We start from the raw sequence: 14917 nt of genomic DNA, 5'->3' as shown, positions 1-14917 counted from the left end.
GGTTTCACCTGTGGCACTGACGATTCTTGGCCTGTCCGGCGCTCTCAGTCACGATCCTTCCGCCGCCCTGTATATCGACGGCAAGTTGATCGCGGCCGCCGAAGAAGAGCGCTTCGTGCGCGACAAACACGCGAAGAACCGCATGCCCTATGAGTCGGCCAAGTTCTGCCTGGAGCAGGCCGGCATCAAACCGAGCGACGTCGATGTGGTGGCGATTCCCTTCGCCCCGATCAGTCTGTTCGGCGAAGCCCGCTGGAAGTACGCCAAGCGCTACTGGTACGCCCCGGACCGGGCGCTCGACGCCATCCTGATGGGTAATCGCCGCTACAAGCGCTACCGCAACAAGATCGTCTGGTGCCTGGAGCAACTCGGCTTCGATCCGAAGAAGATCAAGATCGAGCCGGTCGAACACCACCTGGCCCACGCCTCCAGCGCCTACCACTGCTCCGGGTTCAAGGAAAAGACTGCGATCCTCGGCATCGACGGCAAGGGCGAGTACGCCACCACCTTCTTCGGCTACGGCGAGAACGGCAAGATCCACAAGATCAAGGAGTTCTTCGATCCGGATTCGCTCGGTGGCCTGTACGGCGCGATCACCGAGTTCCTCGGTTTCGAGATGCTCGATGGCGAGTTCAAGGTCATGGGCATGGCGCCCTACGGCGACGCCAGCAAGTACGACTTCTCCCGGTTGGCCAAGTTCGAGAACGGTGAGCTGATCATTAACACCGAGTACGCCAACGTCATCGGCCTGCGTCGTTATAAAGAGAAGGGCAAGGGCTTCTACTTCTCGCCCAAGTTGATCGAGTGGCTGGGCCCCAAGCGCGAAGGCGACATTGCCGACGATCCCTACATCCACTATGCGGCCAGCATGCAGGCGCTGTTCGAGAAGCTGGCGCTGCAGATGATGGATTACTACCTGGGTGACATCCTCAAGGAAACCGGCAAGCTCGCCTTCGCCGGCGGCTGCGCACTGAACGTCAAGCTCAACCAGAAGATCATCGCCCGCGACGAGGTCAAGGAGCTGTTCGTTCAGCCCGCTTCCGGCGACGCCGGCACTGCGGTGGGCGCTGCCGCCTATGTGTCGCATGCCCGCGGCGTGCCGGTGGAGAAGATGGAGCATGTTTACCTCGGCCCGTCCTTCTCCAATGAAGACGTGATTGCCGCCTGCGCCAAGCACCCGAGCAAGCCTGCATTCAAGCAGATCGACAACATGCCGCAGCGCATCGCCGAGATCATGGTCGCGGGCAACCCGGTGGCCTGGTTTCAGGGGCGCATGGAATTCGGCCCGCGCGCCCTTGGCGGCCGCTCGATCATCGGTTGTCCGAGCATTCCCGGGGTGGCCAATCGGATCAACGAACAGATCAAGTTCCGCGAGCGCTGGCGGCCCTTCTGCCCGTCGATGCTCGACACCGTCGGCCCGCAGATGCTCAAGGTTGATCACCCGTCGCCGTTCATGACCTTCACCTTCGAAGTCAACGAAGAGTGGAAGAGCCGCGTCAGCGAAGTGGTCCACGAAGACGGCACCTCGCGCGCTCAGGTGCTCAAGCGCGAATACAACCCGCGCTACTACGACATGATGCTCGAACTGGAAAAACTCACCGGCAACGGTGTGTCGCTGAACACCTCGCTGAATCGCCGTGGCGAACCGATGATCTGCTCGCCTAAGGATGCGTTAGACATGTTCTATGGCTCGGATCTGCAGTACCTGATCATGGAAGACATCCTGGTGGTGAAGGACGGCATGGACTGGCATGAAAATGTTGGCTAAGCCGCTGCTTAGCGTCGTCATTTCCACGTACAACTACGCGGTGGTGTTACCGCGTGCGGTGGAGTCGGTGCTGGCGCAGCTGGATGAGGCATCTGCCGAACTGGTCGTCATCGATGATGGTTCAACGGATGACACCCAGCAGGTGCTTGCTGAGTCGCTGGCGGCTCAGTCCGGACGTTTTCGCATCGTCCACAAGAGCAACGGTGGTGCCTCCTCGGCGCGCAACCTGGGCCTTCGCGAGACTGCAGGTGACTACCTGATCTTTCTCGATGCCGATGACGAATTGGCCCCCGCAGCCCTGGCGGCGCTGAGCGCGCATCTGGCTGCGCAGCCGCAGACGCGCATGGTGATTGGCGGGCATATCGCCGTGTCTGCTGATGGCAACCGCCGGGAACACAAACCCGCCGCCTTGCCCGAGCAGCCGCTTGCGCGCTTGCGCGCCTATCTGCTGGACAAGCGCCTGGCCCTGTCCAATGGTGCTTGTGCCATGCACCGCGACGTGTTCACGCGCGGTAACTACCCCGAGGCGTTTCGCAGCGCCGAGGATATCCCGGTGTTCGCTCAGGCCCTGGCCAATTACCCCTGTACCCTGCTGGAGCAGCCGCTGGCGCTGATCCACAAGCACGACGACAGCCTGCGCCACCAGTTCAGCCACGCCAAGGCCGGCGGCCTGGCGCTGGTCGATGAGGTGTTTGCCCCGCAGCGGCTGGATGCTCGCTTCCAGTCGCTGAAACCTGAGTTCTATGTACAGCGCTGCCTGTCATTGTTCCGCAGCGCCTACCTGGCCGGCGATGTGACGACGGCCAAGTCTTACTTCACTGCCGCGGTGAAGGTGGATTGGCAGGTGCTGTTCAAGGGCTCTTATGCGCGCAAGGCCTTGCGCCTGTGGTTGGGCGCGGCTAGATGAAGGTCCTGGCGCTGAGCTCGGCCCGCCGAGAACCCGATTTTTCGAGCGTTTTCCAGCACCTGGGGCAGCACGTTGAGCTTGATCTACGGGTGCTGGATAAGCAGGCCCAGCGCGATTTACGCGGTACTCTGCGTGGTATCGACCTCTCTCGTTATCAGCGCATCCTGCTTGACCTGCACTTCAAGCACATCTGTCGCCAGGCCGGGTTTCTCCAGAGCTTGCCCGGCCTGTTGATCTATGAGGAGGACGCCTGCCAGAATTATCTGCATGGCTCTCGTTGGCGCGGCCGCTTCAGTCGCTTTTACCGTGCCCTGCCCAATGCGCGGGTCGTCGTAACCGGCGCTGACGTCGCCGAGCAACTGGCAGCGGAAGGCTTTGCTGTCAGTTTCATCCCTAAGGGCTACGATCCGGCCATGATCTTCGCTGAGGCAGGCGAGCGCGATATCGAGTTGGGCTTTATCGGGCGTACCGGTAGTGCGGCATACACGCAGCGCAAGGCGCTGTTGGAGCAGTTCGCCGCCAATGAGCCATTGCAGGTGCTGCGCACTGAACCGGGTGAGCCCTATCGGAAGATGCTCAATCGGATTAGTTTCTTCGTCAGCGCCGATGTCGGCCTGGGAGAGTACATGGCCAAGAACTTCGAGGCGATGGCCTGTGGTTGTGTCCTGCTGGCCTGGCGTCAGGGGCGCGAGGAAGAGGTCATCGGCTTGCAGGATGGTCATCACCTGTTGCTGTACTCCAGTATCCAGGAGTTGCGTGGCCATTTGCAGCGGCTGCGTCGCGATCCCGCCTGGGCGCAAGGCATCGCGGACAATGGGCGCTGTTTCGTCGAGCAGCATGTAGCACATCCTCAACTGGCCAGGCGACTTGCTGATGAGCTTGGCAAGCCGCCGTTGCCGGTTGCCATTTCAGCCTGGCGGACACTGTGGTCGCGGCTATCACCGTTTTGAGACACTCCCATGTCCAGTAATCAGCAGCCTTTGGTCAGCGTGATCATTGCGTCTTACAACCATGCGCATTACATCGAGGCCAGTATCCTCAGCGTGCTGGCGCAAAGCTATTCCAGTGTTGAACTGCTCGTTGTGGATGATGGCTCCAGCGATGACAGCGTTGCCCGGATCGAGGCTTTACAGCGGGTACATGGCTTTGATTTTCGCGTGCAGGCGAACCAGGGTTTGTCGCGAACCCTGAATGAGGTGATCGCACGGGCGAAAGGCAGTCTGATTGCGCCTTTTGGTTCGGATGACATCATGTTGCCCGAGAGGCTGGCTCTCCAGGTCGCCCACCTGGCGGATCGTCCCGAGGTGGGCATCTGTGCCGGCGCTATCCGCAGCATCGATGCGGCGGGGCTACCGCTGGGGGGGGGCGCGATTTGCCGTCGCGGCGGCTGGATTTCGAGGATGTATTTCTGCATCGAAAACCCGGCGCTCCGGCACCGACCCTGCTGTTCCGGCGCGAAGCGCTTGAGCGGGTAGGCGGTTTCGATCCGGAAGTTCGCCTGGAAGACCTGATGATCGAGCTGAAGATTACCCGCGCCGGCTACGTCATCGACGTGCTGGCGGAGGTACTGGCGCTCTATCGCGTACATGGCAGCAACACCTACAAGAACTACCGCTTCATGGTGGATAACGTGTTACGTACCTATGCGCGCTTCAGCGACCATCCTGCCTATGCCCAAGTCTGCGCCAACTACCGCAATTCGATGTTGCTCAAATGCGCGCGTTTGGACAAGGCGTTGGCGCGTGAGTTATTGGCCGAATTGCCGGTGCGCCATTGGAATCGAAAGACCCTGCGCGGGCTCTGTCGTCTGCTTTTACCGGCTCAGGGGCGTGATCGGGCGTAAGCTAGAAACGCTGCTATGTCGTTGCTGCAGAGCTTTTCGACTATGTGTCGTATTTCTTCTTCTGGCCACTCCCACCAAGCACTCTCGAGCAGCGCGGTGCGCGTATCTTCGTCGAAGCGCCAGCGAACGTGGCGTGCCGGGTTGCCGGCCACTACGGAGTAAGGCGCTATATCTTGAGTGACCACCGCGCTGCTGGCCACCACGGCTCCGTGACCTACGTTCACTCCCGAGAGGATCGTGCAGTTCGAGCACAGCCATACGTCACTGCCGATCACTACATCGCCGCGGGTTCCGCCGAATCCCTCGATATGGGCTGCTTCAGGCAGGTACGCTGGGAAGGGGTAACTACTTACCCAGTCGATTCGATGTTGCCCGCCAAGAAATATCTGCACATTAGCGGCAATGGAGCAGTAGCTGCCGATATGTAGCGTACTGCCCTCGCTCCAGTCGTGTACCACCGGCATACCGTAGCTACCCAAGCCTATCCGGTAGAGCGGATAGCGCTCACGAAAACGGCTTTGGGCGCGATAGAAACGCGGCTCAGCGGATTTGCCGCGCCAGCCTTTCCAGAGCTTTCGCAGGCGTTGTTCAAGTCTTTTCAACAGGCGCATGTGCGGTGCTTCCACTTGGCGAGATGAATAGAGCGGCCGTCAGCAGTGATATGGGGATCCAGATCAGGAACCAGTGCTCATTGGGGCGGGACAGGTAACCTCGGCCCTCGGTCAGGCCGGCTCCCAATCCGTATACCACCAGTGCCGATGCGATCATCACTAAGGGGGTATGGCGGTTGCGCCAGGCGAACAGAAACATGATTGCGTAGAGGCTGATCCACATGAGCAGGCCAGTCAGCCCGCCCGAGAGTAGTACCGCCAGTTCGATATTGTGCGGGTCGTTGAACGTAAGGCTCTTGGTTTGCAGCGCAATGCTCAGGGTGTGGTCGAAACCGTGGCCGAACCAGGGCTATCAGCGGCAAGTTGCAAGGCGCCAAACCAGATTTCAGGGCGGTAGGAAAGACCACGTTGCAGCAGTGACTCCGGGAACAGCAGCAACAATCCGGCGGCCAGCACAATCGCGCAGGCACCCGCGATCAGGCTACGCCGACTGGCATGGGTCGCGGCCAGCCAGATCAAGGTCAGCGACAGTGCCAATAAAGGCGTGCGCGACCCGGTGCTCAGTAGCACCACGCCGAGCACAAGCAGCAGCAGGACTGGCAATGCCGCATTGCTGTGCGCATCCACTCGGGTGAACCAGGTGGCCAGCCAGAATGCAGAAAAGAAGCCATAGACATGGGCGCTTAGCAGTGGGTTGAATAACGCGCCGTATCCGCTGAAGCGTCCCGCACCGCCTGTGCTGTACAAAAAGTAGGCAAATGACAGTGCGCCACTGCCTGCGGCGATGATTCCCGCGAGCAGCAGCAGTGTGCTCAGGCGTTGTGGCGACTTGAGCGCGAGTAGACCGACGCCGAGGAAGAGCATCAGGACGTACAGGGGGCGCTTGACCAGTGAGCTGAATTTGTTATCGGTGTCCGACCACAGCAGGCTGAGCACGGTGTAACAGCCAAAAACGATGAATGTGAGGATCAGCGGGTTGCGCAATAACCTCTTCAGCAGCCTCGGCTGCAGCATCAAGGCGAGCAGGGTCGGTGCGGCCAGCAGGGCGTAGTACAGCTTAGTGTAGAGCGTGCGGTCGCCGCTCCAGAACATGCCGGTCAATAATACCAGCCAACCGATGGGCAGTAGATAAGCGATTATCCAGTCTGACAGGCGTGTGCAATGAGCAGTGGCTGTAGGGTATTGCCGATCATTGCATGGGCTCTTTGGTCACGTGTCTGAGGAGGTCGCCCAGCTTCCAGTTCACTTGGGCATGACGTAGGTAGCTATCGAAAAACGCCTGCCCCTTGTCCACCAGCAACCATTCCTGATCGCGCGGGTCGCGCAGGATGTGCTGGAAGTTACGCATGCGCTTGAACTTGCCGAGGGCGCTACGCTGCGCACGTAGGTCGGCGATATCGATCAGGCCGAGTTGACCCTCGGGCGTCAGGACGATATTGCCCAGGTGCAAGGAACGGAAAAGAACCCCCTTTGCATGCAGTTGAGCTACGAACTCGCCGAGCCGAGGCCGTAGTCTGCTGCGGGTCGGCTCATCATCGATCTGCCGCAAGGTGATACCGGGTAGCGGCGCATAATGCACGGCATCACGCTGGATCTGCGCGATGCGGAATACATTGAGAATCTTGGGGCAGGGTATGCCTCGCTGCTCAAGTGTGTCGGCATTGTTGGCGAAGCGTTGCGCGTAGGGGTACAGCGCAGCGGATGACAGCAAGCGCTTACGGCGGAACAGCTTGAGCATGTTGCCGTCGGCCAGCCGTAGCACTTTCTCGCCATGGTAGTCGGCCTCAAGCACTTCAGCCTTGTTGCGCAGGAGGAGGAATTGCTCGTGGGAAAGTGGCGTCATAAGAACTGGGCAGAATCGGAGAAGGGCGCAGTTTACCTGAAGCCATTTCCGGGCTGGGCTCTTTCTGCAAGCTGTGATGGGGCGATGGGCTGGACCGGCAAGGCTGCAAAGCGGGCAGTCCAGTGCTGGCATGCTAGTATTCGCACTTTTAATCTGGATTAGCTTTCCTGATGAGCACACCCTCTGTAGCCTCTGGCCAGCAGCCATCTAGTCTTAAGATATATCTCCGCCTGCTCGGTTACGTAAAGCCCTACATCGGCTACTTCGCGATCAGCATCCTCGGCTATGTCATCTTCGCGTCCACCCAGCCGATGCTCGCCGGCATCCTCAAGTATTTCGTCGACGGCCTGTCCAACCCCGAAGCCGTGCTCTTCCCGACGGTGCCCTACCTGCGCGACCTGCAACTGCTGCAGGCGGTGCCGTTGCTGATTGTGCTGATCGCTGCCTGGCAGGGGGTGGGGGCCTATCTGGGTAACTACTTCCTGGCCAAGGTTTCGTTGGGGCTGGTGCACGATTTGCGCGTTTCCTTGTTCAACAGCCTGCTGGCGCTGCCCAACCGCTATTTCGATAGTCATAACTCCGGGCATCTGATCTCGCGCATCACCTTCAATGTGACCATGGTCACTAGCGCGGCGACCGATGCGATCAAGGTGGTGATTCGCGAAGGCTTGACGGTGATTTTCCTGTTTGCCTACCTGTTGTGGATGAATTGGCAGCTGACCCTGGTGATGCTGGCCATCCTGCCGGTGATTGCGCTGATGGTCGGCAGCGCGAGCAAGAAATTTCGCAAGCAAAGCAAGAAGATCCAGGTGGCCATGGGCGATGTCACCCATGTTGCCTCCGAGACCATCCAGGGCTATCGGGTGGTGCGCAGTTTTGGCGGCGAGGGTTACGAGTCCAAGCGTTTTGCTGCCGCCAGTCAGGACAACACCAGCAAGCAATTGCGCATGACCAAGACCGGTGCGGTCTACACCCCCATGTTGCAACTGGTGATTTACAGTGCCATGGCGGTATTGATGTTCCTGGTGCTGTTGCTGCGCGGCGATGCCACGGCGGGCGATCTGGTGGCTTACATCACCGCCGCCGGCTTGCTGCCCAAGCCGATTCGCCAGCTCTCCGAGGTCAGCGCCAATATCCAGAAAGGCCTGGCTGCTGCCGAAAGCATCTTCGAACAACTCGATGAAATTCCGGAAGTCGATCATGGCACTGTCGAGCTTGAACGGGTCAGTGGCCGTCTGGAAGTACGCAATCTGAGCTTCCAGTACCCTGGCGCCGAGAAGCCGGTGCTCAGCGATATTTCCTTCAGCGCCGAACCTGGGCAGATGATTGCCCTGGTCGGGCGCTCCGGCAGCGGCAAGTCGACCCTGGCCAGCCTGATTCCGCGCTTCTATCACCATGAGACCGGGCAGATTCTGCTCGACGGTGTGGATGTCGAGGATTACAAGTTGCGCAACCTACGCCGGCATATCGCGCTGGTGACTCAGCAAGTCACCCTGTTCAACGACAGCGTGGCCAATAACATCGCCTACGGCGACTTGGTCGACGCGCCGCGTGAGGCTATCGAGCAGGCGGTCGAGGCGGCCTACGCTAAGGAATTCATCGACAAGCTGCCGCAGGGGTTGGACACCGAGGTCGGCGAGAATGGCGTACTGCTCTCCGGCGGCCAGCGTCAGCGCCTGGCGATTGCCCGGGCCTTGCTCAAGGATGCGCCGATTCTGGTGCTGGATGAGGCGACTTCGGCCCTCGATACCGAATCCGAACGGCATATCCAGGCGGCCCTAGATCGGGTGATGACGGGGCGTACCACGCTGGTCATCGCGCACCGCCTGTCCACCATCGAGAAAGCCGATCTGATTCTGGTAATGGACCAGGGGCGGATCGTCGAGCGTGGCACCCATGCCAGTCTGCTCGAACAGAACGGTTTTTATGCGCGCCTACATGCGCTGGGGCTGGATGAAAGCGCGCCACTGGATATCGCCTGATAAACTACGCGCCCACCACTTGAGGCCACCGGAGTCCCCATGAAATTGTCCATGCCCCGTTTCGACCAGGCCGCCGTATTGGTGGTCGGTGATGTCATGCTCGACCGCTACTGGCATGGCGGCACCTCGCGGATTTCGCCGGAGGCGCCGGTGCCGGTGGTCAAGGTCGAGCAGATCGAAGACCGTCCAGGCGGTGCCGCCAACGTGGCGTTGAACATCGCTGCCCTCGGTGCTCCGGCAGTTTTGGTTGGCGTGACCGGTGCAGACGAAGCGGCCGAGAGCCTGTGCAATAGCCTGGCGGCCGTGGGAGTGAAAACCCGGTTTCAGCGCATCGCCAGCCAGCCGACCATCGTCAAGCTACGGGTCATGAGTCGGCATCAACAACTGCTGCGCATGGACTTCGAAGAACTGTTCAATACCGATGCCGCAGCATTGGCGGTCGAGGTCGAAGCGCTGCTCGCCGGGGTCAAGGTGCTGGTGCTGTCCGACTACGGCAAAGGCGCGCTGAAGAATCATCAGGTGTTGATCCAGGCGGCGCGGGCCAAGGGCATTGCGGTACTGGCCGACCCCAAGGGCAAGGATTTCTCGATTTATCGTGGTGCTAGCCTGATCACGCCAAACCTCAATGAGTTCGAGACTATCGTCGGTCATTGCGTCGACGAGGCCGAACTGGTGGCCAAGGGCGCCCGCATGATGCGCGAGTTAGAGCTGGGCGCGCTGCTGATTACCCGTGGCGAGCACGGCATGACCCTGCTGCGCCCCGAGCATCCAGCGCTGCACCTGCCGGCTCGCGCCCGTGAGGTCTTCGATGTCACCGGTGCCGGCGATACGGTGATCTCGACCCTGGCGGCGTCCCTGGCCGCCGGCGAGGAATTACCCCAGGCCGTGGCGCTGGCCAACCTGGCCGCCGGTATCGTGGTCGGCAAGCTGGGTACCGCCGCCATCAGTGCGCCGGAACTGCGCCGGGCGATCCAGCGCGAGGCCGGTTCCGAGCGCGGCGTGCTGAGTCCGGATCAGCTGTTGCTGGCGATCGAGGACGCCCGCGCCCATGGCGAGAAGATCGTCTTCACCAACGGTTGTTTCGACATTCTGCACGCCGGCCACGTGGCCTACCTGGAGCAGGCCCGTGCCCAGGGTGACCGCCTGGTGCTGGCGGTCAACGACGACGCCTCGGTCAGTCGCCTGAAAGGCCCCGGTCGACCGATCAATTCGGTGGATCGGCGCATGGCCGTGCTCGCCGGCCTTGGCGCAGTGGATTGGGTGGTGAGCTTCAGCGAAGACACCCCGGAGAACCTACTGCGTGAGGTCAAGCCGGACGTGCTGGTCAAGGGCGGCGACTACGGCATCGATCAGGTGGTCGGCGCCGACATCGTCAGCGCCTACGGTGGCGAAGTGCGCGTGCTGGGCCTGGTGGCAAACAGCTCGACCACCGCGATCGTTGAGAAAATTCGCAGCACCTGATCCCACGTATATGCCGTTCAGCCCAGTTGGGCGGCATTCAGCTTGAGTGGCGCAGAGGCAGTCGGCGATCGCGGCTTCGCCGAAGGTTTGACTGGTGCGGCGCTTAGGCTTTGCTGGTTCAGCCAGTCCTTCCAGCGGATGCGCTCGTCGCGCACCAGCCAGCCATCCTGCGGCGCGAAGCTCTCGGCCAGCCACAGGCCACGGGTGCTGGCGGCTTTCAATACACCTTTTTTGAGCGTCAGCAGTTCGGCGGTTGGCCGGCCATGTTGCAGCGGAATCAGGTACAGGTCCGGTCGAGTGCGGTCGAGGCGGGCGACCAGCTTGCCGTCTTCCAGGCGTTCGTCGACGTGGAACAGGCTGGGCTGCCTGGCCTCTTTGGGCAGCGCCAGGCGTAGGTCATAGACCAGTTGCAACGAAGATGTGGGCAGATGCACGTAGGCGCGTGGCCGTTCCAGCAGGGTCAGGTTGCCGCAGTGCACCGGACGTGCCGCGCCGGACAGTGGGCTGAGTTGAAAGTGCAGGGTCTCGCGGTAGCGCAAGGCACCTTGATAGGGCGAGGGCAGCCAGGTTTCGCCGAAGCGGCCACTCAGCCAGCCTTCTGGGGTTTCCAGCAGGCACTCTTCAGCGACCTCTTGAATGGCGGTGAGCAGCGGCAGATTGAGTTCGTGGGCGGGCACGTAGCCGGAGATCAGCTTGAGCACCACGTCGCCACGGTCCAGGCGCCGTTGACGCACCAGTATCCAATACTCCCGGCCTTGCCAGCTCAGGGTCAGGCGTACCGAAACGCCCAGGTTGGCCAGCTCAACGGCGAAGCGTTGGCTGTCGCTCACCTCGATCACGCGGCGGCGTTCAAGCATCTCGCTGAAGTTCAGGGGGCGGCCCTGGCTCTGGTAGCGCAGGCCGTCCGCGCTGGCCTCGACGAGCAAGGGTAGGGTTTTGAAGGCGCTGGGGTCCTGGCGGCTAAGCGTGCGCGACATATCGGCTCCTGCAGTGCGTTGGGGCGGCCCGGCAAGGCCGGGTGAGGTATTGCCCTGCCAGGCATGGTCGCAAGGGCTGAGGTTTGCTGGCGGGCAGTGCTCGAGCACTTGCGCGCAGTGCGTCATGGCGAGTCAGGCAATATCCTGAATGACCGCCGCGGCAGTCGCGACGTTATGGCCCAGGTGTTGCGCATTGATGGTGCCGACAATCGCACAGCTCACCGCCGGGTGGGCGAAAATCAGTTCGAAGCTGGCGCGCACCGGATCTTGCCCTGGGGCCAGGCAGGCATGCCCGCTGGCCAGGGCTTTCTTGATCAGGATGCCTTTGCCGTGCTGCTCAGCGTAGTCCAGTACCGGCAGTTCACCCTGTTCCTTGAGGTTGTAGGTGACCATCCCACAGTCGCCTTGCGCGAGTGCCTGCAGGCCGCCCTCGACGGTTTTGCCGGACAGGCCGAAGCCGCGAATCTTGCCTTCGCGCTTGAGCTCGGCGAGGGTCTCGTAGACCCCGCTGTCATGCAGGATAGAGAGATCGTTGCCGTCCGAATGCACCAGCACTAAGTCGATGAAGTCGGTCTCCAGGCGCTTGAGACTGCGCTCCACCGAGAAGCGCGTGTGGGCTGCAGAGAAGTCGAAACTGGAGTGGCCGTTGACGAATTCTTCGCCGACCTTGCTGACGATCACCCACTGCTGGCGCTGGCCGCGCAACAGCGGACCGAGGCGGCTTTCACTGCTGCCGTAGGCGGGGGCGGTGTCGATCAGGTTGATCCCCAGATCATGGGCCTGGGCGAGCAGCTCAAGTACCGCCGCGTCGTCCGGAATGCTGAAGCCGTTGGGGTACTTCACGCCCTGGTCGCGGCCGATCTTCACCGTGCCGAGGCCCAATGGCGAGACCATCAGCTCGGTCGCACCGAGCGGGCGGTGCAGGTTGTGCAGGGTATGCAAGGCGTGCATTAGAACAATTCCTCCCAGGCTGGGCGCGCTACGGCCGGGCGTGGCAGGGCCGGGAGCGGCGCATGGATGGCGGGTTGGATGCCGTCACGGACGAGAGCCGCCAGTACGCGGTCGGCGAAATCCGGGGCTAATGCCAGTTTAGTCGGCCAACCGACCAGTAGCTGCCCTTGCTCGGCGAGAAAGGCGTTGTCCGGGCGCACCAGGCCGGACTGTGCCGGCTCGGCGCGGTCGACGCGCAGCGTTGTCCAGCGGGCGTTGGAAAGGTCGAGCCAGGGCAGCAGGGCGCTGATTTCCTGCTGCGCGGCTTGGATCTGCGCGGCGGCGTCGCGGGCCACGCCTGCCGCTTCGGCGAGGTCGCCGCCGAGGTACCAGACCCACTCGCCATCGGCTGCCGGATGAGTGGTGACGGTGACTCGCGGCTTCGGTCCGCCGCCGAGGCAGTGGGCATACAGCGGTTTCAGGGTCGGGCCCTTGACCAGCACCATATGCAGCGGCCGCAGTTGCTGCGCGGGCTGAGTGAGGCCCAGCGCGGCGAGCAGTTCGGCATTGCCGCGGCCGGCACTAAGGACGATGCGCTGGGCGCGAATCTCGCGGCCGTCGACGAGCAGGCCGACCAGTTGACCCTGCTCGTGCAGTGGCGCGATGGACTCGGCGGCCAGCAGGCCGTCGGCGGCCAGTTCGGCCAGGCGGGCGATCAGGCTGGGTATGTCGAGCACCAGTTCGGCCAGGCGGTAGACCTTGCCCCTGAATTTCGGATGTTGCAGGGCCGGCGGCAGTTGCTCGCCCTTGACCTGGTCGACGCGGCCGCGCACCGCCTTGCTGGCGAAGAAGCTGGTGATATTGCCGGCCAGGCTACCGGGCGACCACAGGTAATGCGCATCGGACAACAGGCGCACGCCGCTCAGATCCAGCTCGCCGCTGCCAGCCAGCGCTTCGCGCCAGCGTCGCGGCATGTCGGCGATGGCTTCCGAGGCGCCGGTGAGCGCGCCATGCAGGGCGTACTTGGCGCCGCCGTGAATGATGCCTTGCGATTTGACGCTCTGCCCGCCGCCTAGGGTGGCGTTTTCCACCAGCAGGGTGGCAAAGCCCTGGCGGCGCAAGCGCGCATTCAGCCAGAGGCCGGCGATACCTCCGCCGACGATCAGAATGTCAGTGCTCAGAGCCTGGGACATGCGAGGTCCTCATTGGGAATCAGGCCCGCAGTATACCGGCAACTGCTGGTGTCGGGCCTCCAGCCCCAAGCGCCAGCTTGGCGCTTGGCCCAACTCAATGGCCGACGCTGTGCGAGAACAATTGAATCACCACCACGCCGCAGACGATCAGGGCCATGCCGAGCATGGCCGGCAGGTCGAGGCGCTGCTGGTAGAGAAACGCGGCGGCAATGCTCACCAGTACGATCCCCAGGCCCGCCCAGACGGCGTAGGCGACGCCGACCGGAATGGTTTTGACCACCAGGCTGAGCATCCAGAAGGAAATGACGTAGCCGACCACTACCAACAGCAGGGGGAGTGGTTTATTGAAGCCGTCCAGGGCCTTCATCGAGGTAGTCGCGATGACTTCGGCGGTGATGGCGACAGCGAGATAGAGATAGCCGCTCATGGTGGGCCTCCTGTTTGATCTGTCGGCCATTCTAGTCGTTCAGCTGATGGGATAAAGTGATTACCTATCTGGTTTGGAGATTGGTTATGCAGTGGAACCTGGAGCAAATCCGCCTGTTCGTCAGCGTGGCCGAGGGCCAGTCGTTTTCTGCCGTGGCCCGGCAGATGAATCGCGCGCAGTCGGCGGTCAGCAATGCGATTGCCATGCTGGAGGCCGATCTCGGGGTGCTGTTGTTCGAGCGCAGCAGTGGCCGCCAGCCACGCCTGACGGCCGCCGGTGCGTCGCTGCTGGAGGAAGCGCGCGAGGTGCTGCGCCAGTGCGAACGTCTGGAAGGCCGGGCGCTGGGGCTGGTGCGCGGCGAAGAAGTGCGCCTGCGCCTGGCCCAGGACGAGGCCATGCCCTATCAGCCGGTGCTCGACAGTCTCGAGGCCCTGGCCCAGGCCTTTCCGCTGCTGGAGGTACAGCTGGCCAGCGGCGCTCAGGGCGATGTTGCGCGCAAGCTGCTGGAGCGCCGCGCCGACCTCGGTCTGCTGTTTCACCACGAGCAGATGCCTGAAGCCCTGGAGCGCCAGCGGCTGGGCACTATCGAGATGGTCACGGTGTGCGGTGCCGGGCATGCGCTGGCGGGGGCGGGGCATGTCGACCGGCGCGAGTTGGCGCGTCACCGGCAATTACTGATGGCGCCGCAGGACAGTCACTATCCGGGCGGCGAGCAGCTCAGCCCATGGATCTGGCGTGCTGACAGTTTCTACGTCATGGCCGAGCTGTTGATGCGTAATTTAGGCTGGGCCTGGCTACCACGCCATGTGATGCAGTACCCGACCTATCAGAACCAGCTGGTTGAACTGAGCAGCGACTGGACGCCGCCGCCGCTGGTGGTGGAGTTGGTCTGCCGGCGTGATGAAGCCCTGGGGCCGGCAGCACTCTGGCTGGCCGAGTGTTTCGCCGAGCGGCTGCAAGCCATCGGCTGATTGC

General features: G+C 62.1%; 14 protein-coding genes and 1 pseudogene. 7 read left to right on the top strand and 8 right to left on the bottom strand.

Annotated elements, in window-relative coordinates; translation table 11 throughout:
- Positions 1–10: 10 nt before the first annotated feature.
- The 4 genes and pseudogenes from B2D37_RS14610 (at position 11) to B2D37_RS14595 (ending at position 4518) form a co-directional block, all read left to right on the top strand.
- Entirely contained in the window at positions 11–1768 is a 1758-nt protein-coding gene (locus tag B2D37_RS14610) for a carbamoyltransferase (RefSeq protein ID WP_079203368.1), read from the top strand.
- Positions 1752–2675 carry a glycosyltransferase family 2 protein gene (locus B2D37_RS14605; RefSeq protein WP_079203367.1) on the top strand — a complete coding sequence of 308 codons (924 nt, stop codon included), beginning with the start codon at positions 1752–1754 and terminating at the stop codon, positions 2673–2675. The genes B2D37_RS14610 and B2D37_RS14605 overlap by 17 nt, the downstream gene beginning before the upstream one ends.
- Positions 2672–3625, top strand: a complete 954-nt coding sequence (locus B2D37_RS14600) for a glycosyltransferase (RefSeq protein ID WP_079203366.1) — start codon at positions 2672–2674, stop codon at positions 3623–3625. Before B2D37_RS14605 ends, B2D37_RS14600 begins: the two co-directional genes overlap by 4 nt.
- A 9-nt stretch (positions 3626–3634) precedes the next feature.
- A pseudogene (locus B2D37_RS14595) lies at positions 3635–4518 on the top strand (glycosyltransferase).
- On the opposite strand, the gene B2D37_RS14590 reads toward B2D37_RS14595, so the two are convergent.
- The 4 genes from B2D37_RS14590 to B2D37_RS14580 form a co-directional block, all read right to left on the bottom strand.
- Positions 4497–5129 (bottom strand): CatB-related O-acetyltransferase, encoded by a 633-nt coding sequence (locus B2D37_RS14590; RefSeq protein ID WP_079203365.1) that lies wholly within the window; start codon positions 5127–5129, stop codon positions 4497–4499. The pseudogene B2D37_RS14595 and the gene B2D37_RS14590 overlap by 22 nt on opposite strands.
- On the bottom strand, positions 5107–5352 hold the full coding sequence (locus B2D37_RS23750; protein WP_256573085.1) for a hypothetical protein: 246 nt from the start codon (positions 5350–5352) through the stop codon (positions 5107–5109). The genes B2D37_RS14590 and B2D37_RS23750 overlap by 23 nt, the downstream gene beginning before the upstream one ends.
- Positions 5353–5444: 92 nt before the next feature.
- Positions 5445–6230, bottom strand: coding sequence for a hypothetical protein (locus B2D37_RS14585; RefSeq protein WP_256573084.1), 786 nt, complete (start codon positions 6228–6230; stop codon positions 5445–5447).
- Between the two features lie 88 nt (positions 6231–6318).
- On the bottom strand, positions 6319–6972 hold the full coding sequence (locus B2D37_RS14580; RefSeq protein WP_079203364.1) for a toluene tolerance protein: 654 nt from the start codon (positions 6970–6972) through the stop codon (positions 6319–6321).
- Between the two features lie 170 nt (positions 6973–7142).
- Here B2D37_RS14580 and msbA point away from each other — a divergent pair, with 170 nt between their 5' ends.
- Together msbA and hldE are read left to right on the top strand one after the other, a co-directional pair.
- Positions 7143–8954, top strand: a complete 1812-nt coding sequence (gene msbA, locus B2D37_RS14575; protein WP_079203363.1) for a lipid A export permease/ATP-binding protein MsbA — start codon at positions 7143–7145, stop codon at positions 8952–8954.
- 39 nt (positions 8955–8993) lie between these two features.
- Positions 8994–10415, top strand: a complete 1422-nt coding sequence (gene hldE, locus B2D37_RS14570; RefSeq protein WP_079203362.1) for a bifunctional D-glycero-beta-D-manno-heptose-7-phosphate kinase/D-glycero-beta-D-manno-heptose 1-phosphate adenylyltransferase HldE — start codon at positions 8994–8996, stop codon at positions 10413–10415.
- Positions 10416–10432: 17 nt separating this feature from the next.
- Here the strand turns inward: hldE and B2D37_RS14565 are convergent, their stop codons facing one another.
- From B2D37_RS14565 to B2D37_RS14550, 4 genes are all read right to left on the bottom strand, one after another.
- Positions 10433–11392 (bottom strand): metal ABC transporter ATPase, encoded by a 960-nt coding sequence (locus tag B2D37_RS14565; RefSeq protein ID WP_079203361.1) that lies wholly within the window; start codon positions 11390–11392, stop codon positions 10433–10435.
- 132 nt (positions 11393–11524) lie between these two features.
- Positions 11525–12343 carry an aldo/keto reductase gene (locus B2D37_RS14560; protein ID WP_079203360.1) on the bottom strand — a complete coding sequence of 273 codons (819 nt, stop codon included), beginning with the start codon at positions 12341–12343 and terminating at the stop codon, positions 11525–11527.
- Positions 12343–13515, bottom strand: coding sequence for an FAD-dependent oxidoreductase (locus tag B2D37_RS14555; RefSeq protein ID WP_079203359.1), 1173 nt, complete (start codon positions 13513–13515; stop codon positions 12343–12345). Before B2D37_RS14555 ends, B2D37_RS14560 begins: the two co-directional genes overlap by 1 nt.
- A 94-nt stretch (positions 13516–13609) precedes the next feature.
- Positions 13610–13942 carry a multidrug efflux SMR transporter gene (locus B2D37_RS14550; protein ID WP_079203358.1) on the bottom strand — a complete coding sequence of 111 codons (333 nt, stop codon included), beginning with the start codon at positions 13940–13942 and terminating at the stop codon, positions 13610–13612.
- A gap of 86 nt (positions 13943–14028) precedes the next feature.
- Between B2D37_RS14550 and B2D37_RS14545 the strand changes: the two genes are divergently transcribed.
- The gene (locus B2D37_RS14545) at positions 14029–14913 is read left to right on the top strand and encodes a LysR family transcriptional regulator (protein WP_079203357.1); all 885 of its coding nucleotides are present in this window, start codon (positions 14029–14031) and stop codon (positions 14911–14913) included.
- Positions 14914–14917 lie beyond the last annotated feature (4 nt).

Source organism: Pseudomonas sp. CC6-YY-74 (assembly GCF_002025205.1).
GTDB lineage: Bacteria > Pseudomonadota > Gammaproteobacteria > Pseudomonadales > Pseudomonadaceae > Aquipseudomonas > Aquipseudomonas paeninsulae.
Note: the sequence above shows the minus strand (reverse complement) of the source record. Positions and strands in the feature narration are given on the sequence as shown.

Bases quoted from the DNA above. Each gene is read 5' to 3' on its own strand.
- B2D37_RS14605 (WP_079203367.1), top strand. From the start codon at position 1,752: ATGAAAATGTTGGCTAAGCCGCTGCTTAGCGTCGTCATTTCCACGTAC.
- B2D37_RS14600 (WP_079203366.1), top strand. From the start codon at position 2,672: ATGAAGGTCCTGGCGCTGAGCTCGGCCCGCCGAGAACCCGATTTTTCG.
- B2D37_RS14590 (WP_079203365.1), bottom strand. From the start codon at position 5,129: ATGCGCCTGTTGAAAAGACTTGAACAACGCCTGCGAAAGCTCTGGAAA.
- B2D37_RS23750 (WP_256573085.1), bottom strand. From the start codon at position 5,352: ATGTGGATCAGCCTCTACGCAATCATGTTTCTGTTCGCCTGGCGCAAC.
- B2D37_RS14580 (WP_079203364.1), bottom strand. From the start codon at position 6,972: ATGACGCCACTTTCCCACGAGCAATTCCTCCTCCTGCGCAACAAGGCT.
- msbA (WP_079203363.1), top strand. From the start codon at position 7,143: ATGAGCACACCCTCTGTAGCCTCTGGCCAGCAGCCATCTAGTCTTAAG.
- hldE (WP_079203362.1), top strand. From the start codon at position 8,994: ATGAAATTGTCCATGCCCCGTTTCGACCAGGCCGCCGTATTGGTGGTC.
- B2D37_RS14565 (WP_079203361.1), bottom strand. From the start codon at position 11,392: ATGTCGCGCACGCTTAGCCGCCAGGACCCCAGCGCCTTCAAAACCCTA.
- B2D37_RS14560 (WP_079203360.1), bottom strand. From the start codon at position 12,343: ATGCACGCCTTGCATACCCTGCACAACCTGCACCGCCCGCTCGGTGCG.
- B2D37_RS14555 (WP_079203359.1), bottom strand. From the start codon at position 13,515: ATGTCCCAGGCTCTGAGCACTGACATTCTGATCGTCGGCGGAGGTATC.
- B2D37_RS14550 (WP_079203358.1), bottom strand. From the start codon at position 13,942: ATGAGCGGCTATCTCTATCTCGCTGTCGCCATCACCGCCGAAGTCATC.
- B2D37_RS14545 (WP_079203357.1), top strand. From the start codon at position 14,029: ATGCAGTGGAACCTGGAGCAAATCCGCCTGTTCGTCAGCGTGGCCGAG.